This is a genomic window from Haloarcula rubra (genome assembly GCF_019599465.1).
GTDB lineage: Archaea > Halobacteriota > Halobacteria > Halobacteriales > Haloarculaceae > Haloarcula > Haloarcula rubra.
Genome location: NZ_RKLR01000001.1, coordinates 358,241 through 380,811, shown reverse-complemented (window position 1 = coordinate 380,811; position 22,571 = coordinate 358,241). Strand labels below are relative to the sequence as shown.

Below are 22,571 nucleotides of genomic sequence, written 5' to 3'. Positions count from 1 at the left end.
TCCAGGCGGAGAACTGCCCGGAAAACCGATTGTACACGTCAGTACCCCGCTCGAATTATTAAAGACTTCGCACTCCGGACCGGGTCGGCGGTCGTCTATGCGGACGCGAGCGTGTCTGCGGTCCGTCGACTGGCCGTCGGTGCGGCCCGTGCGAGCGCCGTCGCGACGACGTACGACGCGACGGGGTCGGACAACTGTTCGGGCGTGGTCTCGCCGCGGGCCCGACTCAGCTCCCAGTCTGCGCTCCAGACTCGGCCGGCGGCGTCGGTGAGGATGGTTCTGGCGAGTCCGGGTGCGGGGCTGTCCGCGAGTGCCGACGCCAGCGCGTCGAGTGCCGTCTCCCTGTACTGGTGGACGTCGGCGGCGCTCTCGACACGGAACCGGTCGCCGGACTCGACGCGGTCCTGCACGCGGTCCAGTGCGTCGAAGTGAGCCAGTCGTCCGGTGGCGTCGACGACGGCAGTGGCCGGTCCGGGAGCCTCGGCGACGCGCGCGAGTCCGTCCTCGGCCTCGTATCGAAGGTCGCTGACGACGCGCTCGACGGTGCCCCAGTCGTCGGCAGTCGGTTCGGGTGGGAGCGTCGACAGGCGCGACTCGGCCGTCGAGAGGAGCGTCTCGGCGGTCCGGCGGAGGCGTGGCTCGACGGTCCCGGCGTCCGACGGGAGCGAGGCCCGGAACTGCGAGTCGAGGTGCCGCGCGTCCTCGAGGAGCGCCCGGGTCGACTCTGTTTCCTCGCCCCACTCGGCGACGGTCAGGAGCGCCGACCCGTCGTCGGGCGCACGGGGCTGCTCGCCGTCGGCCGCCCGCTCGAGCGCTCGCTCGACTCGGGCGTGGACCAGTGCCGCCCGGACGGGGTCGGCCCCGAGGTGGTCGTAGGCCGACCGCATAGACCGCGCCGCCGCTGTCGCCGTCTCGTGTTCCTCGCGAAGGCTGGCGACCGACTGGCCCGCGTCGACGAACCGCCACCCAGCGGCGGCGTACCGGGCGTGCTCACGGGCCCGGCGCAGTTCCTGCATCGAGGCGAACGCCGTCTCCGCGCGCCGGGCCTCGTCGAGGGCGTCGGAGGCGTTAGTCGAGGCGTCGAGCAGTCGCTCTCGGACGTATCCGTTGGGAATCTCGTCGGGGCCCAGCGGCGTCGGGAGGGCCGCGAGCAGGTCCGTGGTCCGGTCGCGGGCCGCCCCGAGGTACGCGCCGTCGATAGCGACGGGGACGGCGGGCGCGACCCGACGGCGCGGCCCCGCTTCGTGGTCGACGTCGGGGAGTTCGTGGCTCCGGATGGTCGTCCGCTCATCGCCGCCGAAATCCTCGATGGCACCACACCCGGCGAGCGCACTCGCACCGACGACTGCGAGGAACCTGCGTCGCGTCGTCCCGTCGGTCGGTACCATCACTGCCCACCCCCGGTCGTCCGCGTCGGCGTCTCGGTCTGGCCGGTGCCGTCGCCGCCCGCGGTCGACGCACTGCTTTCGGCCGCCGGCCCCCGTCGACACCCGCCGGTGCCGACAGAGGAGCCGAACCCGGTCACCGAGTCCGCGTCGAGGGCGGCCGGAATCCTGACGAGCCGCACCGCGAACACTTTTTCGTCGGCCCGGCAGGCTTCGTCGTAGGGACGGGTGACGCGCGTGTAGTCGGTCTGGACCTCGTCCGGCCGCCACGAGACACCGCAGAGTTCGAGGCGGAAGCACTCGCCTACCTGATGCGTCTCGACGTACACCGTCTCGCTGTCGAACGCGGTGGCGTCGAGGAACGCCCCGACGCGGTCCGCACCCGAGACGTCGGCGACGGAGACCCGTTCGGCACGTTCGGCGCCGTCGACGAGGGCGTTCGTCCGGAAGTAGGAGTGTTCCGACTCGGTCGGTCGCCCGCCGTCCTCCTGTTCGGGGTCCGCGAGCCAGACCGGCGGCCGGTCGGTGTCGGCACGGAGGGCGACGCTCTCGGGGTCGGACTCGGACCCGGCGAAGTCGTTCTGGCGGGCGGTCGCGGTCGGCGACGCGCGACTCGATTCGGCGCTCCCGTCGAGCAAGCCACCGCACCCGGCGAGTGCACTCGCGAGGCCGGCGACTCCGTGGAGGACGCGACGGCGTGTTGGAGGGACCATCGTCTGGAGAGCGTCGTGTCCCGACCGGAATAAGTCTCGTGTTCGGTATCACGCTCGCAGACCGAACGCGATGGGTCTGGCCCCGTCGTCACACCGAAGGCGACGGCGGACGTGGACGACACATGCACGTCACCCCCACCGTCGTCGCCGAGGAGTACGAGTGGACGCTCGAACGGGCCGACGTGGTCGTGCCGCTGGTCAACGAGACCCGGGACCACCTCGGCGGCCTGTTCGGCGTCGACGTCGCGTCCATCGACGAGCGAGCCTACCGCGAGACCGTCGAGACGGTGTTCGAGGACGGCGACCGGGCGGTCAACGTCGCGGCGCTGATTCGGTTGCTCCGGAACCTGGACGTCGAGGGAGACTATCCGGGGTTCGTCGTCGACGAACTGCTGGGGCGAGAACTCGCGGCCATGCTGGCGGGCGAGCAACCACTCCGACTGCTCGCCGAAGCCACGTTCCACGTCGCCGACGTACGGACCCACGGGGCCGAGGGCGACGCCGCCGGGGCGGACGACCTCGACGCGGCACTGGCGGCGGGCGTCCAGACGCGAGTACCGGGGTGGCCGTGGCAGGAGGACGAGAGCCCCTTCGAGTTAGAATGAGAACGAGGGCGTCCCCACGAACGCCGTCTCGTACCCCTCGTGGCGCGAGACCTGCGGCGGGGCGACGACGTCGACGCCGACCGAGGGGTCCGTTCCCGTCGTCTCGACCACGGCGCCGTAGTGATATCCGAGGTCCGGGTGGAGCGCGGCGGTCAGCGCGTCGTCGAACACCGTCTCGCCGCCGGCCTCGACGGACCCGTCAAGCGACATCATCGGTAGCGGAACGCGGTTGTACGGCGTCCGGGCCGAGACGGCCAGATACGACTCGCCGTCGGCGAGGAAGTCGGCCTCGGAGAGCCACGTCGCGGCGTACACCCCGTCGCTCCCCTTCTTCGTCCCGAGGAGCGTCCCGGGCAACTCGCCGGCGACCGGGGTCTGCGAGGTGGGCATCATCTCCATCGACATCAGGTCGACGGCGCCGCGTTCGCCCTGGGTCTCGGGGAACTCCTCGTAGGAGAGTTGGTCGAGGGCCGACTGGGCGAAGTCGAACTCGACGCTGGCCTCGGCGGCCTCACTGAACTTCTCGGCGAACGGCCCGAGTCGGCGCTCGTCCATCGCGTTGACGCGCGCCTTCAGCGTGTACAGACCGTCCCCGTCGAGTTCGTAGTTGTCGCCGTAGTGAAAGCCCATGTTCTGGGAGATCATCGGCCACGGCGACTTCTCGTCGACCGTCTCCCCGTCTCGCTCGATGGCGATGGAGACGCCGGCGGAGATTGGCAACACCATCTCCGTCTCGGGGTCCCACACCGTCGCCATCAGGTGGACGCTGTCCGCGTCCCGTATGTCGACGCGTTCGGCGTCGGTCCCGGTGACCGTCCAGAAGCGGTGCGGGAACGAGTAGCCGAAGCCGACCATGTAATCGCCCGCTTCGGCCATCCCGGCCATCCCCATCCCCTCGACGTGCGTCGGGCGATAGGTGCCGTCGGGACGGTTCTCTACGAGCGGTGGCGCGCGCGTCGACTGACTCTGGAAGGAGCCACAACCAGCGACGAGGGACGCGCCGGCGAGGCCGGCGCTGGCGAGAAAGCGTCGTCGGTCCATACGGTCGGGTAGCCGCCGTCTCTCAAAGACGGTTCTGGTACGGTGGGCGAATCAGGCCGGGTCGGCCGGCGGGAGCGCCCGCAGGGAACGCGGGGGCAGGAGGTAGTTCCCCCGTCGCTCGACGGTCATGTACTGGAGGATGCCGTTGTTGGTCCGCTGGCCGACCGCGGAGTTCTCGGAGACGTCCGTCCCGTTCATCGCCTCCTTGGTCGCGACGAAGTCGGCGATGGACTGCTGGAGCGAGAGGAAGTGCAGGCCCGCCTCGCCGCCGTCCGTCGAGTCGAAGTCCCGGCGGAGAATGGTCGGACTGTCGTCCTCTCGGGCGCGAGAGAGTTTCTGCGAGTGGCCGACGACGCCCTCCCGTCGCCCGCTCTCGACGACGTCTTCGGGGCACTCGTCGATGGCGCTGTCCGTACCGAGGTTCTCGCCGACCCCTTCGACTTTCCCCTCGTCGGCGTGGGCCGGGCAGAACATCTTCGAGACCCGTTGCTCGCGAGAGTCCTGTTCGTACCACTGCTGGAGGTGCAGGCGGATGAACGAGAGGTGCTGTGTCGCGCCGCCGGCGAAGGGGCCGGAGTCGACCGTTACGCGGTCCTCGGTGGCCTGATTCCCCTCGAATCCGGACTTGAACCCCATGAACAGGGGTGCGTCCTCCGGGACGGGTTCGGAGTCGGGGATACCGTCGACGTCCTGATTCTCGGCCGGGAGGCCGCCCCCGACGAACCCGGTGCGACGGTCGGCCACGCCGAACACGCCCTCGAACGTCGCCGCCATCTCGTGGTCGTTGACCGATTCTTTGGTGCCCTTCAACGCCTCTTCTGCGGCCAGTACCACGCTCTCGTGGTCGCTGGCGAGGTGGAGGAGCGCGTCGGGCGTGTCGAAGGCGGGGTCCTCGAACGGCGCCAGCGCCTCCGGTTCCGGTACCTCGACGCCCGCCGGACCCGCCTCGAACCGGTCGAAGTACGCCGGACTGTAGCCGAGCGTGAACAGGAGTCCGTCGCTGCTCCACTCGTAGGCCCGTTCGAGCGACCTGAGCGCGTCCTCTACCTGTCCCCGGTCGGCGTCGGTCGGCGTCCCGTCGCCCTCGTAGTCGAGCAACAGGAGGACGTGGTGGTGTGCCATCCGGGGGTTGCCCGCGTCGTCGGTGGCCAGCGCGTCGTTCCACGCGTGCTGGCGGGCCGGCAGACTGGCGGGGTCGTCGGCCCCCTCGGGAACGTCGGGTGCGCCACGGTCGAGACAGGCGGCGAGCGCGGCCGTCCCACCGATGGCGACGGCGCTCTTCGCGAACTCGCGTCGTGAGATACCGCGGTCTGTCATCGTCACGGGCTAGGGGACCGACCCATTACTCGATTCTGGTACACCAGCCGAACGCGGGGGCGACGCCGCGCACACACCCGTCCAGCGACCGTGTCAGTCCCGGCCGTCCGGGCTCTCGAGCAGGTTGTCGACCAACCGCTCGAACCGGTCGGTGAGCCGTGCCGGGAGACTCGGCTCCAGTTCCCGGACCAGTCTGGCCGTCTCCGCGGGGTCGACGAGTTCGAGGGTGACGCGGCCGCCGTCGCGGCGCTTCTCGACGACGCCGTGTTCGACCAGTCCGTCGAGGTGGTGTTCGAGCGTGCTCCGGGCGATGCCGAGGTGGTCGGCCACGGCGTCGGGTCGGGCGCCGTCCGCCTTGAACAGCGTCGCGACGACGTCGCGGGCCGTCTCGCGCCGGAGCAGGGCGAGGGCGCGTCGCTCCCACCCGTCGTACTCCGGCGGGTAGTAGTGCGTGCGGCCGTTCACCGTCTCCGTCGTGACGTCGTCGAGTCGCCGGATGTGGTACTGGACCTGTCCCGTCGCGAGGTCCAGCACCCGCGTCAACTCACGGAAGTGGACGCCCGGGTCGCGGTCGATGTGGTCCCGAATCGACTGTCGCGTCTCGTTCGTCATGTGTCTCTGTTATCGAGTCGTTTCTCGACCTGTCTGGAATAATAGACGGCACCTAAGACCAGTGCGACGACCAGCGCGTCGGCGGCGTGTTCGAGGGTGTGGTGGCTGGTCGGGCTGATGGCCCCGACCATCGACAACCCCGCCAGCAGTGGCCGGGCGACGAGTGCACCGAGTGCCAGCGCGACGAGCAGGTACGCCCGCGACCCGCGCCGACGGTAGGCGGCCAGTCCGAGCGCACAGAGGGCCGCCGTCGCCACCCCGGAGACGAGGAGGACGGCGCCGAAGTCCACGTGGAACTCGCCCAGATGGAACCCCATGTGACCCGGCCATGTCATGCCTGCACCTAGACGGCGAAGCCACCTGACTCTCTCGGTTCTGGCTGACTTTTTTACGCCGTCCGCGAGAGCCGACGGTATGGACAGCATCGGGTTCGTCTGCGAACCGGATCACTCCGCCTTCTGGCCGGTCGCGGAACGACTGGCCGCACGCGGGTTCGAGGTCGAGTTCCTCCGGCCGGTCGACCCGATTTGCCGGGCCGACGTCGACGGCCTCGACGCCCTCGTCAACGGCGCCTTACACCCCGAGTCGTTCGGCGCCCTGCGCTACGCGGACCGGCGAGACGTCCCGACGTGGAACGGGTTCCTCGCGACGACGGCCTTCGCCTCCCGCGTCGTCGCGCTCGACGCGCTGGAGGCACTCGGGTGTCGCGTCCCCGATGTCCGGTTCGACGGCCCGACGGCCGGGTTCGAGATGGCCAACCCGTTCGCGTGGCGTGGTCGGTCCGAACGGGGGCACCAGCCGTCGTTCTACGTCGAGTCGGTCCGGACCGAACCGGTCGACCACCGGTACTACGCCGTCGACGACGGGCGCGAGACGCACGTCCGCGCACTGGAGGTGCGGATCTCACTGTCCGAGGGCGACGCGCTGGTCTCGCGGACCGACGTCGACGTGGCGCTGGCCACGCGGGTCCGTGAGTTGCTGGAGCGGTTCGGTGCCCGGGCCGTCGCCGTCGACTTCACGCAGGGCGAGGACGGCGAGTTCTACGCCCTCAGAACGACGCCGGTGCCGACGTTCGCCGGGACGGACATGGACCGACGCATCGCCGACTCCGTGGCGTCGCTGACGACCATCGGCGCGTAGTGGCACACCTTCGGGGAGTTTATTAGCGGCGTGGGCCACGATTCCGGTAATGAGCGGCGAGCAGGACCTCGGCATCACGGAGAGCAAGGAGCATTCACCCGGCGAGTGGTACGCCGAAGTCGTCCAGAAGGCCGGCCTCGCGGACTACGCCCCCATGGGCGGGTTCATCGTCACGCGCCCGCGAGGGTACGCCATCTGGGAGCGCATCCAGAGCCACCTCGACGGCTGGTTCAAGGACACCGGCGCCCAGAACGCCTACTTCCCCCTGTTCATCCCGGAGAGCTACCTCGAACGGGAGAAAGACGTCGTCGAGGGGTTCGACCCGGAAGTGGCGTGGGTCACCCACGGCGGCCACGACGAACTGGAGGAGCGACTGGCGGTCCGGCCCACGAGCGAGTCTATCATCGCGCCGTTCATGGCCGACTGGACCCGCTCGCACCGTGACCTCCCCCTGCGACTGAACCAGTGGTGTTCCGTCGTCCGATGGGAGGCCACCGAGACGAAGCCGTTCTTCCGCACCAAGGAGTTCCTCTGGCAGGAGGGCCACACGGCTCACGCCGACGAGGACGGCGCGTGGGACGAGACGATGACCCGGCTGGACCAGTACGAGCGCCTCTACGAGGAAGTCATGGCGATGCCGCCGCTGAAAGGGCGCAAGCCCCCACACGACAAGTTCCCCGGCGCGCACACGACGACGACCGTCGAGGCGCTGATGCCCGACGGGAAGAGCGTGCAGGCCGCTACCTCGCACTATCTGGGGACGTCGTTCGCCGAGGCGTTCGACATCACCTACGCCGACGAGGACGAGGAGGAGAACGTGGCCCACACCACCTCGTGGGGCCTCTCTTGGCGCGCGATGGGCGCGCTCATCATGACTCACTCCGACGACCAGGGTCTCGTACTCCCGCCCGCACTCGCGCCCACGCAGGTCGTCGTCGTCCCCATCTGGCAGGAAGACACCAAAGACGACGTGCTGGAGTACGCTGCCGACCTCGCCGCCGAACTCGAGGAAGCGGATGTCCGCGTCGAACTCGACGACCGCGACCACCGCAATCCCGGCTTCAAGTACAACGAACACGAACTCAACGGCGTCCCCCTGCGAATCGAGGTCGGACCCCACGAGGTCGAGGACGAGGAGGCGACGCTGGTCCACCGCCCCGACGGCGAGAGCGAGACGGTCGACCGCGACGACATCGACGACACCGTCGAGGACCACCTCGACACCATCCACGCCAAACTGTACGCCAGCGCCGAGGAGACGCTGGAGGGCGAGATTCGCGAGGCCGAGTCCCGCGAGGAGATTCTGGGCACCATCGGTCAGCACGGCGGCTACGTCAAGTGTGGCTGGTGTGGCGACGAGGACTGCGAGGACCCCATCAAAGAGGCCATCGCCGCCGAAATCGTGATGGTCCCGCTGGACCGCGACGAGGAACCGATTCACGACGACTGTGCCATCTGCGGCGAGGACGCCGAGGAGACGGCGTACTTCGCGAAGAGCTACTGAGTCAGAACTGGCGGCCGTTTTCCTCGACCATCGGGTCAGGACCGACCCGTCGACGTCGGAGTATCACGCACCGATAATTGACGGATAAACGATAAGAAGGTGGCCGCGGTACAGGTCCACAGGGGTTCGTGGGATGAGTGTAACGGGAGCCGTTCTCCTCGTCGTGGTCGTGGTGGTGCTCGGGTTGGCGGTCGTCGGCTGGCGACACCGACAGACGCCCGGGAGCAGGCTGTTCGCCGGCCTGCAGGCGGTCACGGCTGTCTGGGTATCCACGGCGGCCGTCGGCCTCGTGCTGGACACCGGGCCGCTCCGACTCAGACTGTGGGGCGTGACGACGGGACTGAGTCTGCTCGCGGGCGTCGTCTGGCTCGCGTTCGTCCTCCGGTACACCGGGCGGGAGTGGTGGCTCCGGCCGGGCCCGTTCGGCGTCGTGACGGCGCCGCTCCTCGCGGGCGCGGTGAGCTACGCCCTCGCACCCTCGTGGCCCCTCCTCGTCGAGGAGACGACCCAGCAGACGGTGGCCGCCGGGACCGTGGTGACGGCCAGTATCGGGCCCCTCGGCGGCGCGCTCGGCGTCTACCTCTACGCGGTGTTCCTCGGTGGCTTCGCCGTGGTACTGAAGACCGTCGCGGACGGCGAGACGCTGTTCCTCGGCCAGTCGATGGCACTCGTGCTCGGGTCGCTCGTGAGCGTCCTCGCCGGCGCGGCACAGATTCTCGGCGTCGCTCCGGTCGAGGGGTATCCGCTCATCGAAGTCGCGGTGGGTGGCCAGTCGCTGTTCTTCGCGTACGCCGTGTTCCGGCAGGAGGTGCTGGCGATGGTCCCGGCCATCGCCCGCATCGGCGAGCGCACCGTCTTCGACGAACTGGACGACGGCATCCTCGTCGTGGCCGACGACGACACCATCCTCCGGGCGAACGCACGGGCACGGTCGTACCTCGACGCCGACGAGTTGGTCGGCCGGTCGGTACGTCCGGTACTCGACGGGTTCGGCGTCGAGACGGTCGGCGACCTGCCGACGCGCGACAGGCGAGAGGGCCAGACGTTTCAGGTGACTGCGTCGGCGGTGACCGGTCCCGGCGCGCGTCCGGTCGGGCACGCCCTCGTCCTCCGCGACGTGACCCGTCTGGACCGCCGTCAACAGCGGTTACAGGTCCTCAACCGAATCCTCAGACACAACGTTCGAAACAGCATGACCGTCGCCTTCGGGGCGGCAGACGAGATTGCAGAACGGACGAACGGAGAGGTCGCGAGTCTCGCGGCGACGGTCGCGACGCAGGCCGAACGACTCACCGACATCAGCGAGAAGGCGATACAGATAGAACGGGTGTTCGACCAGTCGTCGTACCGGGACTCGGTCGTCGTCGCCGACGTCGTCGACGCCGTCGTCGCTCGGTTCGAGTCGCCCGACCCGACCGTCGTCGCCCTCGGCGACGGCCGTACCGAACTGACGACCAACCGGGACCTCCTCGACTTGGTCCTCGGCGAGGTCGTCGAGAACGCACTGCAACACGCCGGGCCAGACCCGGGCGTCCGTATCACCGGCGAGCGCTCGGGGGACCGCTACCGCCTCTCGGTCCACGACGACGGCCCGGGAATCCACCCCGACGAACTCGAACCCATCCGTGACGGGGAGGAGACGGCACTGAAACACGCGAGCGGCCTCGGCCTCTGGCTCACCTACTGGGGCGTCTGGACGCTGGGCGGCGACGTCGACGTCGACACGTCGCCCGACGGTACGACCGTCGCCCTGACGCTGCCGGTCGACGACGCCGCTGGCGGTGGGGTTCGATAGCGCGGCCGCTGGCTACGAGTCAGGGTCCGAAGGAAAGGATGGGGCTCAGGGAGCGTGTGACTTTCTCCGTGCCCCCACAGAGGAGTGTTACACGGGGATATATAAATCGGCGTCAGACTCGGGTCATACAAACGGCAGACAGCGGCCGGATTGTCTCGAAACGTAACAGGTTCGATCGGCGGTGAACGGTCGGCCGGCGGTGCCGCCGTATACACGGCTTACCCTGCAGGTAACAACAACCTTATTCGCGTGTGAGTGTGACTCACGGACATGGACGACATCTTTGTCGGACGGTTGATGTCCTCACCCGTAACGACCGTATCGGCCGACACGCCGGCAGAACGGGCCGCAGAGCTGATGCTGGACGCTGGCATCAGTTCCGTGGTCGTGACGGACGACGAGGGAGGTCTCGTGGGCATCCTCACGTCGACGGACTTCGTGGCTATCGCCGCGGCCGACGAGTCGACGGAGACGCTCTCGGTCGCCGACTACATGACGACCGACGTGGTGACGACGACGGCCAACGAACCCATCGAGGGCGTCGCGGACCTGTTGATAGAACACGGCATCCATCACGTCCCCGTCGTCGACGACACCGAAGGGGTCGTCGGGATGCTGACCACCACCGACCTCACGGCGTACCTCTCGGGTATCGAGGACCCGACCCCGGCCCGCGCGTCGAAATAGAACTGGCCGAAGACGGCGCAAATATTGCCGTCTGTGCGCCGTCGGTTCCGGCCCGGTGACGCTGCAACAATCGTGTCAACCGCAATACAGCGCCAACTATCGTGACAAATATATATGTCCTAATGTGGGGGTAAAGAACACTAATACCTTCATGAACATCCTCTTATGGGGGCCCCAACTAGATGCGCGCACACATGGTTGAGCGACACGACAGTGACCAGTCTGCGAGCGAGGCCGGGCTCGTAGACCCGACAGACGCACGGTCGAACTGCGGTGTCGGGGTCGTGATGGACCTCGACGGCGGCAGCGACCACGGCACAGTATCTGACGGACTGGACCTCCTCGAGAACCTCGAACACCGGGGGACGACTGGGGCCGAGCAGAACACCGGTGACGGTGCCGGTATCATGCTCCAGATTCCACACGAGTTCTTCGCCGAGGAACTGGACGCGGACCTGCCCGCTCCGGGCGAGTACGCCGTCGGGACGCTCTTTCTACCGAAGGACGACGACGAGGCCGCCGAGAGTCTGCAAGACCTCGTCGAGACGGAACTCGCGGGGGAAGGACTGGACGTCCTCGACTGGCGGACCGTTCCGACCGACAACGGCGACCTCGGCGCCACCGCGCTCGAGTCCGAGCCGGAAATCGTCCAGTTCGTCGCCACGTCCGCCGAGGGGAAGACGGGCGAGGAACTCGACAACCAACTCTACGTCGCTCGACGCTCGCTGGAGAACACCGTCGAGTCCGAACAGCCGCCGGGCCACGAACGCTTCTACGTCGTCTCGCTGGCTACCGACGTCGTCGTCTACAAGGGCCTGCTGACGGCCGAACAGCTTCCGGCGTACTACCCGGACCTCTCCGACGAGCGTCTGGAGTCGACGTTCGCGATGGTCCACGCGCGCTTCTCGACGAACACGCTCGGCGCGTGGCACCTCGCACACCCGTACCGCCGCATCATCCACAACGGCGAGTTCAACACGATTCAGGGCAACATCAACTGGATGCGCGCTCGCGAGACGGACATCCAGAGCGACCGGTTCGGCGACGACGTCGAGACCATCAAGCCCATCATCGACGACCCGACCCAGTCCGACACCGCGAGCGTCGACAACGCGCTCGAACTCCTCCTGCAGGGCGGTCGTGACCTCCCGCACGCGCTCCGGATGCTCATCCCCGAGGCGTGGCGCGGCGAGATGAACAACGTCTCTGGCGACCGACGCGACTTCTACGACTACCACGCGTCGCTCGTCGAACCGTGGGACGGACCGGCGCTGGTCGCGGCGACGGACGGGGACCGCATCGGTGCGGTGCTCGACCGCAACGGTCTGCGCCCGTGTCGCTACGACGTCTTGCAGGACAACACGCTCGTGATGTCCTCCGAGGCCGGCGCGCTCGACCACGACGCCAGCGAAATCGCCGAACGTGGCCGCCTCCAGCCCGGACAGTGTTTCCTCGCCGACCCCGAGGAAGGCCGTGTCATCCCCGACGAGGAGGTCTTCGAGAACATCGCCGACGACAAGTACGGCGAGTGGGTCGCCGAGGAACAGGTCGACATCGACGACGTCGCAGACCGCTCGGACAACACGCCGCGCCACGAGGTGAGTGGCCTGCGGAGCCATCAGGCCATGTACGGCTACACGTACGACGAGGTCGACCACCTCATCGAACCGATGGCCGAGAAGGGGAAAGACCCCGTCGGTTCCATGGGCGACGACACGCCGCTGTCGGTGCTCTCGCAGTTCAACCGGCCGCTGTTCACCTACTTCAAGCAACTGTTCGCGCAGGTCACGAACCCGCCGCTGGACTACATCCGCGAGGAACTGGTCACCTCGCTGGAGTCTCGACTGGGCTTCCAGCGCAACCTGCTCGACGAGACGCAGGCCCACGCGCGCCAACTCGTTCTCGACTCGCCGATTCTCACCGACGCCGAGACGGCGGCCATCAAGGACATCGACGAGAACGACATGTCGACGAAAGTCGTCGACATCACCTACGAGAAGGGAACTGACCTCCGTGAGGCCATCGAAGACGTGCGGGCCGAGGCCGACGCCGCGGCCAAGGAACACGACATCATCGTGCTCTCGGACAAGGCGGCCGGCGAGGACCGCGTCCCCATCCCCTCGCTACTGGCGGTCGGTGGCATCCACCACCACCTCGTCCGCAACGGCCTGCGCAACCACGTCGGCCTCGTTCTCGAATCGGGCGACCCGCGTGCTGTCCACCACTTCGCGACGCTCATCGGCTACGGTGCGGGCGCGGTCAACCCCTACCTCGCCTACGAGACTATCGAGGACCTCGTCGCCGGGCCGGACGGCGCCGACCTCTCGGACGCCATCGACGCCTACATCACGGCCGTCGAGGACGGCCTGCTGAAGACGATGGCGAAGATGGGCATCTCCACCGTGGAGTCCTATCAGGGCGCCCAAATCTTCGAGGCCGTCGGCCTCTCCTCCGACTTCATCGCCGAGTACTTCGAGGGCACGACCTGCCGCACGGAGGGTATCGGTATCGAGGAGATAGAGGACGACCTGCTCCAGCGTCACGACGTGGCGTGGAGCGAAGAGGAACCGGAGATGCCCCGGCAGGGCGAGTACGAGTTCCGCTCGAACGGCATCCACCACCAGTGGAACCCCAACACGGTCGGCAAGATTCAGCAGGCCGTCCGCATGGGCGACTACGACACCTACAAGGAGTTCGCCGAACTCGTCAACGACCAGAACGAGCAACTCCAGACGCTCCGGGGCCTCCTCGAACTCGATTCGGACCGTGAGTCCATCCCCGTCGAGGACGTCGAACCCGTAGAGGACATCGTCCAGCGCTTCGAGACGGCGGCGATGTCGCTCGGGTCGCTCTCCCCGGAGATGCACGAGAACAACGCCATCGCGATGAACCGTCTCGGTGCCAACGCCAACACCGGCGAGGGCGGCGAACCGCCCGAGCGGTTCCACACCGAGAAGGAGTGTACGACCAAGCAGGTCGCCTCCGGTCGCTTCGGCGTCACCTCGGAGTACCTTGCCGCGGCGGACGAACTCCAGATCAAGATGGCACAGGGCTCGAAGCCCGGTGAAGGGGGTCACCTCCCCGGCAAGAAGGTCAACGAGATGATCGCCCACGTCCGGTACGCGACGCCGGGCGTCGGCCTCATCTCGCCGCCGCCGCTGCACGACATCTACTCCATCGAGGACCTGAAGCAACTCATCCACGACCTGAAGGCCTCGAACCCGGAGGCCGACATCAACGTCAAACTGGTCGCCGAGGACGGCATCGGCACCATCGCGGCCGGCGTCGCGAAGGCCAACGCCGACGTGGTCCACATCTCGGGGCACGACGGCGGCACCGGCGCGTCGCCGAAGACGTCCATCAAGAACGCGGGCCTCCCGTGGGAACTGGGCGTCGCCGAGGCCAACCAGATGCTCCGCGCGACGGGACTGCGCTCGCGCATCAAGATTACCACCGACGGCGGGATGAAGACCGGTCGCGACGTGGCCGTCGCCGCCCTGCTGGGTGCCGAGGGGTACACCTTCGGGACCGCCTCGATGGTCACCTCGGGCTGTGTGATGGCCCGACAGTGCCACGAGAACACCTGTCCGGTCGGCATCGCCACGCAGAACGAGAACCTGCGGAGCCGGTTCCCCGGCGAACCACAGCACGTCATCAACTACATGACGTTCGTCGCGCAGGAACTGCGCGAGATAATGGCCGAACTCGGCTTCGAGACGGTCGACGAGATGATCGGCCGCGCGGGCGTCCTCGAACAGCGCGACGACGTCACGCAACCGAAGGCGAAGAAACTCGACCTCTCCTCGGTCATCGCCGAACCGGCCGACAACGACGGCCGGTACAAACAGCGCGAACAGGACCACGAGGTCGACGAGCAGCTCGACTGGGACCTGCTGGACGCGGCCGAACCCGCCATCGAGAACGGCGAACCGGTGGCCATCGACACGAGCATCGACAACGTTAACCGCGCGGTCGGTGCGACCCTGTCGAACCGCATCTGCCGGGCCCACGGCGGCGACGGCCTGCCCGACGACACCATCCGCGTCGACTTCGACGGCACCGCCGGCCAGTCCTTCGGCGCGTTCCTCGCACAGGGCGTGACGATGGAACTGACCGGCACGGCCAACGACTACGTCGGCAAGGGTCTCTCCGGCGGGAAACTCGTCGTCAACACGCCGGAAGACGCACCCTACGAGGCCAGCGACAACATCGTCATCGGCAACGTCGCCCTCTACGGTGCGACGCAGGGCGAGGTGTACATCAACGGCATGGCCGGCGAGCGCTTCGGCGTCCGCAACTCCGGTATCAAGGGCGTCGTCGAGGGCGTCGGCGACCACGGCTGTGAGTACATGACCGGTGGCGCTATCGTCGTCCTCGGGGACACGGGCAAGAACTTCGCGGCCGGGATGTCCGGCGGCGTCGCCTACGTCTACGACCCCGACGGGTCCTTCGCCGAACAGGCCAACACCGGCATGGTCTCCATCCGGGAGACGCTCGAAGCGAAGGATCGTCAGATGATCACCCGCCTCGTCGAGAACCACGCGGCCTACACCGACTCGGACCGCGCGAACGAACTCCTAGAGGACTGGGACGCCGAACTCGAGAACTTCACGATGGTGATGCCCGACGCCTACGCCGAGGTCATCTCCGACCGCGAACGCGACGACGTGCGCAACGAACCACCGGCCGCCGCGTCGGCCGTCGCGGAGGCCAGCGAGGCCGACTTCGCCGCCTCCTCGGACGACTGAGGCGGGTCCCTTCTCCTTCGGTCTCGACGCCTGAGCGACGGCGTCTGCCGTGTCGTCCGAGTCCGACGGCGGCAGGGGTCGCGTCGCTCCCGAGTGTCCCGGACACAGTCGCGACGAGGTCGCCGGGCGAAGACCGGCCGGCGTCGCACAGCCTCGCGGTCCGCCGTTAGCTCACGACCAGTAAGTTGTCGACGACTTCGACGCCGGCCCGGTCGAACACCGCACGCATGTCCTCGTCGAGCGCGACGTCGGTGATGAACACGTCGATGTCGTCGACGGTGGCGAACTCGCGGAAGCTCTGCTGGTCCAGTTTGCTCCCGTCGGCGACGAGGACGACGCGGTGACCGCCGTCGACGAGCAGGGATTTGATGCGGGCCTCGTCCTCGTTCGACACCGAGAGACTCCCGTCCTGCTGGATGGCGTCGGTCTCGAGGAAGACGACGTCGAAGTTCGTCTTACGCAGATACGACTCGCCGCTCGGACCGACGAGAGCGTCGGAGGTCCGGCGGAGCGAGTCGCCGACGACTTTCACCTCCCCGCAGGCCTTCCGGAGTTCGAAGGCGTTCTCCGGGGAGTTCGTCGCGACGAGGAGCGACACCGACTCCGGGAGCTCTCTGGCCACCTCCATGGTGGTCTGGCCGGTGTCGAAGAAGACGGCGTCGCCGTCGCCCAGTTCCTCGACCGCCCGTTCCGCGATGGCGCGTTTCCCGTTCGGGTTCTCGACGCTGCGCTCCACCCGCGTGCCGGTGTCGTCCGTCCGGCCGTTCGAGGCCGGCAGCGCACCGCCGTGAAACCGCTCGATGAGGCCGTCCTCGGCCAGCGATGCCAGGTCGCGCCGAATCGTCGCTCCCGAGACACCGAACGCCTCCGTGAGTTCCTCGACTGTGACCCTGTCACTGCTGTTTACTTTTCGAACTATCTCCTGTCGTCGTTCCTCGGGCAACATAGTCACGAGTTGTTTCGTATCACACGCGCCGGTGGTCGGTCCGTAGCTACGGCAGCGACGCGTATAGCCTTGTTTGTCATCGACATGCTCGACACCTAGAGGAACCCCACCGACGGAATCGGGGACGTACGGTCCTGCATACGTCTACGACAGACACCCTCGTCTGCCACACGTCGTTGCATTCGCGGTCCGTGTCGAACTCATAAATATGCATCCTTCATATTACTCGGTGAGGACCCCGAACAGCGTCGCGACGACGGTACCGACACTGCTGACGACGGCGCCGCCGTGGACACCGGTCGCGTAGTTGTACACGGCGATGGCTGCCAGTATCCCGGCGATGCCGAACGCGGTCACGGCGACGCGTGACGGGCGACGGGTGGTGTCGAGTCGCATCGTCAGGCGGTCAGTTTCTGCTCGGATTTCGACTCGTAGGTCAGTGATTCCCCGGTCTGGGGGTCGAAGTACTGGAGCGAGTCGCGGTCGAAGCGGAGGTTGACGCTGTCACCCATCTGGACCGTCGTGTCGGGGTCGACGGCGGCCTTGATGGTCTGACCGGTGTCGAGGCCGACTTCGAGGACCGTCTTCTCGCCCTGCGGTTCGACCACTTGCACGGTCGCGGGGTGGACGTTCGCGGCGATGCCGTCCTGATTGAGCGAGATGTTCTCCGGCCGGATGCCGAGGACGACCTCGTCGCCGAGATACGACTCGAGTTCGTCGTCGAACTCGTCGGGGACGTCGTGGGTCTCCGTCCCGATGTCTAGCTGGAGTTTCCCCGCGGAGTCGCGTTCGAGCGTCCCCTCGATGAAGTTCATGCTGGGCGAGCCGAGGAAGCCCGCGACGAACATGTTGCGCGGGTTCGAGTAGACGTGTGTCGGCGCGCCGACCTGCTGAATCTGGCCGTCGTCCATGACGGCGATCTGGTCGGCCAGCGTCATCGCCTCCACCTGGTCGTGCGTGACGTACACCGTCGTCGTCGACAGTTCCTCGTGGAGTTTGTTGAGTTCCGCGCGCATCTGCACGCGGAGCTTCGCGTCCAGATTACTGAGCGGTTCGTCCATCAGGAACACCGCGGGGTCGCGGACGATGGCCCGCCCCAGCGCGACGCGCTGTTGCTGGCCGCCCGAGAGCTCCGAGGGCTTGCGTTCGAGCAGGTCCTGTATCTGCAGGAGCTCCGCGGCTTCGGTGACCCGCTCCGTGATGACGTCCTCGGGCGTGTCGTGTTGTTCCAGCCCGAAGCGCATGTTCTCGCGGACGGTCTTGTGTGGGTACAGCGCGTAGTTCTGGAACACCATCGCGATGTCCCGTTCGTAGGCGCGCCGGTCGTTGACCACTTCGTCGCCGATGCGAATCTCCCCGTCCGTGGCGCGTTCGAGGCCGGCGATGAGGCGGAGCGTCGTCGTCTTGCCGCATCCGGAGGGGCCGACGAAGACGGTGAAGCTCTCGTCGGGGATGTCCAGCGAGATGCCGTCGACTGCCGTGACGTCGTCGAATTCCTTTACGAGGTCGTTGAGTTCTACGTGTGCCATTGTTGGTTACTCCTTGACAGCTCCTTGGGTCAGTCCGCTCACGATGTACTGCTGGAAGAACAGGCCGAACAGGATGCCCGGCAGGGCCGCTATCATGCCACCGGCGGCGAGGTGTGCCCAGTCGACGAAGTCGTCGGCGACGAACAGCGAGACGGCGATGGGCAACGTCTGTGCCTGCTCCGAGGACGTGAGAACGAGCGCGAAGACGAACTCGTTCCACGAGAAGATGAACGCCAGAATCGCCGTCGCGGCGATGCCGGGTTTCGCCATCGGCAGGATAATCTTGACGAACCCTTCCCAGCGCGAACAGCCATCGATGCGGGCCTGTTCGTCCAGCGACTCGGGGACGCCGTCGAAGTAGTTCTTCATTATCCAGACGGCGAACGGGAGGTTGAAGAACGTGTACGTCAGGATGAGCGCGATGCGCGTGTCGTACAGACTCCCGGTCAACCCGCCGATGAGCGGCGGGTTCGACATGATGCTGAAGAACGGCACGATGAGCGCGATGGGCGGAATCATCCGCGCGCCGACGATAGAGAGCAACAGCGTCTTGTTGCCCACGAAGTCGTACCGGGAGAACGAGTACCCCGTGACCGTCCCGAGCGTGACACAGATGACGGTGGTGGTGCTCGCGACGATGAGGCTGTTCAGCGTGTACAGTTCGAACGGCCGGTTCTGGAAGATTTCGACGTAGTTGCTGACCGTCGGCTGGGTCGGGAGGAACGAGATGGGGATGTCCAGCACAGCCGACGTCGGTTTGATGCTCGTGATGAAGATGAAGTAGATGGGGAACCAGATGACGAAGACGTACAGCCCCAGCAGTGCGTACGCGACGAGGCGTTCACGGACGACGTGGGACCACTCGTTCTCGGTGTCCAGTCCCAGTGCGGCTATCAGTTGGCCGAGAGTGGATTGTTTCGTGCTCATTGTCAGTAGGGGGACTCACCGAAGACTCTGTACAGCACTGCCACGATGAGGAACGTGACGGCGAGTAGGACGACGCCGAGTGCTGCACCCTCTCCGGGGCGGTTGAAGACCTGTGCGGTGCGGTAGAGCCAGGAGGCCCAGACTTCCGTCGATTTCCCCGGCCCACCCTGAGTCATGACCCAGACGAGGTCGAGCGCGCGGATGTCGAAGATGATTCGGATAGTCAGCGCGACCAGAATGGACGGTTTCAGGAACGGGTACGTGACGTTCACGAACCGCGAAACCTTCCCGGCGCCGTCGACTTCGGCGGCGTCGTACAACTGCTCGGGGACGTTCTGGAGCCCCGCGAGCAGGATGATGATGATGAACGGCGTGAACACCCAGATGTCTGCGATGACGAGCGCCATCATCGCGAGAGTCCCGTCCGAGAAGAACGCTATCTTGCTGGACAGGAGTCCGGACTGGGTGAGTATCCCGTTGATGGCGCCGTACTCGGAGTTGAACATCCAGCGCCACATCAGGCCGCTCATCACGTAGGGGAGAATCCACGGTACGATGACGGCGGTCCTGAACCACCCGCGTCCCTTGAGGTCCTTGTCGAGGAGGAGCGCGATGCCCAGTCCCAGCGCGAACGAGATGCTCACGCTCAGCCCGACGTAGACGAACGTGTGCCAGGTAATCGAAACGAAGTCCGGTGCGAGGCCGAAGACCGTCCCGCTGCCCCCCTCGGCGAAGATGAGGCGTTCGAAGTTCCGGAGACCGACGAACTCCTTCTGGCCGTCGATGGGGTTCGTCCAGAAGACGCTGCTCCAGAGCAACTTCAGGGTCGGGTAGACGATGATGCCGGCTATCCAGAGCATCGTCGGCCCGACCGTCAGGGGGACGAACAGCCGGTCGAGTTTTCGTCGCAGTGATTGTTTTTCTGTCGACATGTAGTGACGTGCGTGTGTATTCAGATGGCGGTGCCGTGGTGCGACCGGTTAGAGCAACCCGATGTCCTGGTACAGGCTCTCGATGTTGTTCTGTGCCGTCTGGAGCGCCTGCTGCGGGTCCTTGTCACCCAGCAGCGCCGGCGTAATCTGCTCGGAGAGGTAGTCGTCGACCTGCGGTTGCGCGAGGTACGTCTCGCTCTTGGCGTGTTCGAGGTTGAACTTCATGTCTTCGAGCAGCCACGACGGGTACTGGCTCTGGATGGCCTCGGAGTCGTAGACCGAGGGGATGACGGCGGGGTTGCCCTCCACCTTCATGTTGGTCTTCGAGGACTCCGGCGTGGTCATGAACTTCGCGAACTTCTTGGCCGCGCGTTTCTTCTCCGAGAACGCCGAGACGCTGATACCGTTCGTGTCCTGGAACGTCGCGCGAGAGTCGGGGCCCTTCGGCGGTTTCGCGCTGGCGAGCCGGTCTTTCCCCCAACTGTCGGCGTCGAGGGCACGAGCGCCGAGCGGCGTCCACGACTCCACGCTGGCTAGCTGGCCGGCGATGAACGTGTCACCCGTGCCGCCCTCGCCCATGCTGGAGATGCCGTCGGGGATGAGGTCCTGCTCGCGCAGTTCCGTGAAGAAGTCCATCACGTCCATCCCGGCGTCGACGAAGACCGGTTCGTTGCTGTCGTTGAACAGCTGGCCGCCGGCCTGATACAGGAACTGCTTGAACGTGAACACGTCCTTGTTGGCCCACGTGAACGCGAACGGCGACGTGTCCTCGGTCTTCAACTGCTGGCCCTTCGAGACGACTTCGTCCCACGTGCTCGGCGGCTCGCTGACGCCCTGCGCCTCGAAGTGGGTCTGGTCGTAGAGGAACGTCCCCCACTTGCCGAACTCGGGGGCCATGTACGTCTTGCCGTCCAACGTGACGAGGTCCTGGAGGTTCGTCGGGAAGTTGGACATGTGGCTGTCGCCCAGTTCGAGCGGTTCGAGCCAGTCCGAGGCGACGAAGTCGGCCAGCCACCACGTCGGGCCGTTGAACGCGTCGACTGTCGCGTCCTCGTTCCGCCAGATGGTGGTGAGGCTGGTCTTGAGGTTGTTCCACGGAACCTCGTTCACTTCGACGGAGATGCCGGTCTCCTCTTCGAACCGTTCGATGTTCGCCTCCGTCCCGGGGTCGTACTTGAGGCTCCCGGCGTTGTAGAAGACGATGCTGTCGGCCATGGACTCCGTACCGGTCCCCGTGGTCTCGCCGGACCCGTCGGACCCATCGGACCCGTCGGACCCGCTTCCGCCGTCCGAACTCCCGTTGCCGCCGCACCCCGCGAGTGCGACCGTACCGATAGCGCCTGCACCTTTGATGAATCGTCGTCGAGTTCGCTTGGGTTGTCGCTGCATGCAAATGAACATCATTTAGGCATAGTTAATAAATTATGTGGGTTAACGTTCGCGTATAATCACGACGAAGTATTACGTAACACGCGAGTTTGTGACCACTGAAGTGGGCTAAAATGGACCGAGATGGCGTTTTGACCGCTCTGTACGATATCTGCTCCCACTGGCGACCGCTGAGCGCTGTGAACGATAGTGTGCATACTTCGTGCGTAGGTGAGCGAAGTGTGCACGTCTCGCCGAGTCGGCAGGAACCGTCCGGCGCTCACCCGACCCGTTTTGACGCCGCCGCTCCATACGCCGGTATGGACGACGTACTCGTCATCGGCGGGACGCGCTTCATCGGGCGCTACACCGTCTCCGAGTTCCGTGACGCCGGCTACGACGTGACGATGTTCAACCGGGGGACCCGAGCGAACCCCTTCGTCGACGACGAGGCCGTGGCTCACTTCGAGGGCAACCGGCGGGACCGGGACGCGCTCGAAGACGTGCACACCGCCGTCGACCCCGACGTCGTCGTCGACTGCGTCGCGTACTTCCCGGAGGACGTGCGGGTCGCGACGGACGTCTTCGCCGACGTCGACGCCTACGTCTACGTCTCCAGCGGGGCGGCCTACGGGGAGGAGCGCGTCCCGAAACGCGAGGACGACACGGCGCTCGAACCGTGTTCCGACGAGCAGGCGACGACCGACAGCGCCGAGACGTACGGCCCCCGGAAGGCCGAGGGCGACAGAGAGGTGTTCTCGGCCGCCGAGGCGGGCGTGCGGGCGATGAGCGTCCGACCGACCGTCGTCTACGGCCCCCACGACTACACCGAGCGGTTCGCCTACTGGGTCGACCGCGTCGACGTCGAGGACCGCGTCGTCGTCCCCGGGGACGGTCTGAGCCTCTGGCAGATGGCCTACGTCGAGGACGTGGCGAGCGCGCTCCGCCTCGTCGCCGAGGCGGGCACGGCCGGCGAGGCCTACAACGTCGGCGACGAACACGCCCCGATGCTCGGCCAGTGGCTAGACCTGCTGGCCGAGACCTGTGAGACGGGCGTCGAGACGGTCGGGGCCACCGCGCGCGACCTCGCGCGCCACGGCCTCGAACCACAGGACTTCCCCATGTATCGCGCCTCGCCCCACCTGCTGGAGACGGCGAAACTGCGTGCGCTGGGCTGGTCGTCGACGCCCCACCGGGTCGCGCTCCAGCGGACGGTCGCCGAACACCGGGAGAACGAACGGACCGGGCGCCAGTTCGGCCCGGACCGGGAGACGGAGGGCGAGATACTCGACGCCCTCACGGAGTGAGACGGCGAGAGCGGG

At 66.8% G+C, this 22,571-nt stretch carries 19 protein-coding genes; 7 read left to right on the top strand and 12 right to left on the bottom strand.

Annotated features, from left to right (window positions below):
* Window positions 1–95: 95 nt before the first annotated feature.
* Entirely contained in the window at window positions 96–1,388 is a 1,293-nt protein-coding gene (locus tag EGH21_RS02075) for a hypothetical protein (RefSeq protein WP_220616812.1), read from the bottom strand.
* Complete coding sequence (locus EGH21_RS02070) at window positions 1,388–2,098, bottom strand: hypothetical protein (RefSeq protein ID WP_220616811.1); 711 nt, start codon at window positions 2,096–2,098, stop codon at window positions 1,388–1,390. The genes EGH21_RS02075 and EGH21_RS02070 overlap by 1 nt, the downstream gene beginning before the upstream one ends.
* A 122-nt stretch (window positions 2,099–2,220) precedes the next feature.
* Here EGH21_RS02070 and EGH21_RS02065 point away from each other — a divergent pair, with 122 nt between their 5' ends.
* On the top strand, window positions 2,221–2,703 hold the full coding sequence (locus EGH21_RS02065) for a DUF7984 family protein (protein ID WP_220616810.1): 483 nt from the start codon (window positions 2,221–2,223) through the stop codon (window positions 2,701–2,703).
* Here the strand turns inward: EGH21_RS02065 and EGH21_RS02060 are convergent.
* From EGH21_RS02060 to EGH21_RS02045, 4 genes are all read right to left on the bottom strand, one after another.
* On the bottom strand, window positions 2,695–3,744 hold the full coding sequence (locus tag EGH21_RS02060) for a DUF7350 domain-containing protein (RefSeq protein WP_220616809.1): 1,050 nt from the start codon (window positions 3,742–3,744) through the stop codon (window positions 2,695–2,697). The two genes, EGH21_RS02065 and EGH21_RS02060, sit on opposite strands and share 9 nt — an antisense overlap.
* 51 nt (window positions 3,745–3,795) lie before the next feature.
* Complete coding sequence (locus tag EGH21_RS02055; protein ID WP_220616808.1) at window positions 3,796–5,061, bottom strand: DUF7405 family protein; 1,266 nt, start codon at window positions 5,059–5,061, stop codon at window positions 3,796–3,798.
* 93 nt (window positions 5,062–5,154) lie between these two features.
* Window positions 5,155–5,673, bottom strand: coding sequence for a winged helix-turn-helix transcriptional regulator (locus tag EGH21_RS02050; protein ID WP_220616807.1), 519 nt, complete (start codon window positions 5,671–5,673; stop codon window positions 5,155–5,157).
* The gene (locus tag EGH21_RS02045) at window positions 5,670–6,008 is read right to left on the bottom strand and encodes a DUF7471 family protein (RefSeq protein WP_220616806.1); all 339 of its coding nucleotides are present in this window, start codon (window positions 6,006–6,008) and stop codon (window positions 5,670–5,672) included. Before EGH21_RS02045 ends, EGH21_RS02050 begins: the two co-directional genes overlap by 4 nt.
* Window positions 6,009–6,087: 79 nt before the next feature.
* Between EGH21_RS02045 and EGH21_RS02040 the strand changes: the two genes are divergently transcribed.
* From EGH21_RS02040 to gltB, 5 genes are all read left to right on the top strand, one after another.
* Complete coding sequence (locus EGH21_RS02040; protein ID WP_220616805.1) at window positions 6,088–6,813, top strand: ATP-grasp domain-containing protein; 726 nt, start codon at window positions 6,088–6,090, stop codon at window positions 6,811–6,813.
* A 49-nt stretch (window positions 6,814–6,862) separates the two neighbouring features.
* Entirely contained in the window at window positions 6,863–8,317 is a 1,455-nt protein-coding gene (proS, locus tag EGH21_RS02035) for a proline--tRNA ligase (RefSeq protein ID WP_220616804.1), read from the top strand.
* 133 nt (window positions 8,318–8,450) lie between these two features.
* Window positions 8,451–10,112 carry a sensor histidine kinase gene (locus EGH21_RS02030; protein WP_220616803.1) on the top strand — a complete coding sequence of 554 codons (1,662 nt, stop codon included), beginning with the start codon at window positions 8,451–8,453 and terminating at the stop codon, window positions 10,110–10,112.
* Window positions 10,113–10,382: 270 nt separating this feature from the next.
* Window positions 10,383–10,799: a CBS domain-containing protein gene (locus EGH21_RS02025; protein ID WP_220616802.1), complete on the top strand. Its 417-nt coding sequence runs from the start codon at window positions 10,383–10,385 to the stop codon at window positions 10,797–10,799.
* A 182-nt stretch (window positions 10,800–10,981) separates the two neighbouring features.
* Window positions 10,982–15,547: a glutamate synthase large subunit gene (gene gltB, locus EGH21_RS02020; RefSeq protein ID WP_425433292.1), complete on the top strand. Its 4,566-nt coding sequence runs from the start codon at window positions 10,982–10,984 to the stop codon at window positions 15,545–15,547.
* Between the two features lie 166 nt (window positions 15,548–15,713).
* Here gltB and glpR read toward each other — a convergent pair whose 3' ends face one another.
* From glpR to EGH21_RS01990, 6 genes are all read right to left on the bottom strand, one after another.
* Window positions 15,714–16,493 carry an HTH-type transcriptional regulator GlpR gene (glpR, locus tag EGH21_RS02015; RefSeq protein WP_220616801.1) on the bottom strand — a complete coding sequence of 260 codons (780 nt, stop codon included), beginning with the start codon at window positions 16,491–16,493 and terminating at the stop codon, window positions 15,714–15,716.
* A gap of 222 nt (window positions 16,494–16,715) precedes the next feature.
* Window positions 16,716–16,889: a hypothetical protein gene (locus EGH21_RS02010; protein ID WP_220616800.1), complete on the bottom strand. Its 174-nt coding sequence runs from the start codon at window positions 16,887–16,889 to the stop codon at window positions 16,716–16,718.
* A 2-nt stretch (window positions 16,890–16,891) separates the two neighbouring features.
* Complete coding sequence (locus tag EGH21_RS02005; RefSeq protein ID WP_220616799.1) at window positions 16,892–18,022, bottom strand: ABC transporter ATP-binding protein; 1,131 nt, start codon at window positions 18,020–18,022, stop codon at window positions 16,892–16,894.
* Between the two features lie 6 nt (window positions 18,023–18,028).
* On the bottom strand, window positions 18,029–18,949 hold the full coding sequence (locus EGH21_RS02000; RefSeq protein ID WP_220616798.1) for a carbohydrate ABC transporter permease: 921 nt from the start codon (window positions 18,947–18,949) through the stop codon (window positions 18,029–18,031).
* Between the two features lie 2 nt (window positions 18,950–18,951).
* The gene (locus EGH21_RS01995; protein WP_220616797.1) at window positions 18,952–19,881 is read right to left on the bottom strand and encodes a carbohydrate ABC transporter permease; all 930 of its coding nucleotides are present in this window, start codon (window positions 19,879–19,881) and stop codon (window positions 18,952–18,954) included.
* A 48-nt stretch (window positions 19,882–19,929) separates the two neighbouring features.
* Window positions 19,930–21,270 carry a sugar ABC transporter substrate-binding protein gene (locus EGH21_RS01990; protein WP_220616796.1) on the bottom strand — a complete coding sequence of 447 codons (1,341 nt, stop codon included), beginning with the start codon at window positions 21,268–21,270 and terminating at the stop codon, window positions 19,930–19,932.
* A 299-nt stretch (window positions 21,271–21,569) separates the two neighbouring features.
* Between EGH21_RS01990 and EGH21_RS01985 the strand changes: the two genes are divergently transcribed.
* Complete coding sequence (locus tag EGH21_RS01985; RefSeq protein ID WP_220616795.1) at window positions 21,570–22,556, top strand: NAD-dependent epimerase/dehydratase family protein; 987 nt, start codon at window positions 21,570–21,572, stop codon at window positions 22,554–22,556.
* The last annotated feature ends 15 nt before the right edge of the window (window positions 22,557–22,571 follow it).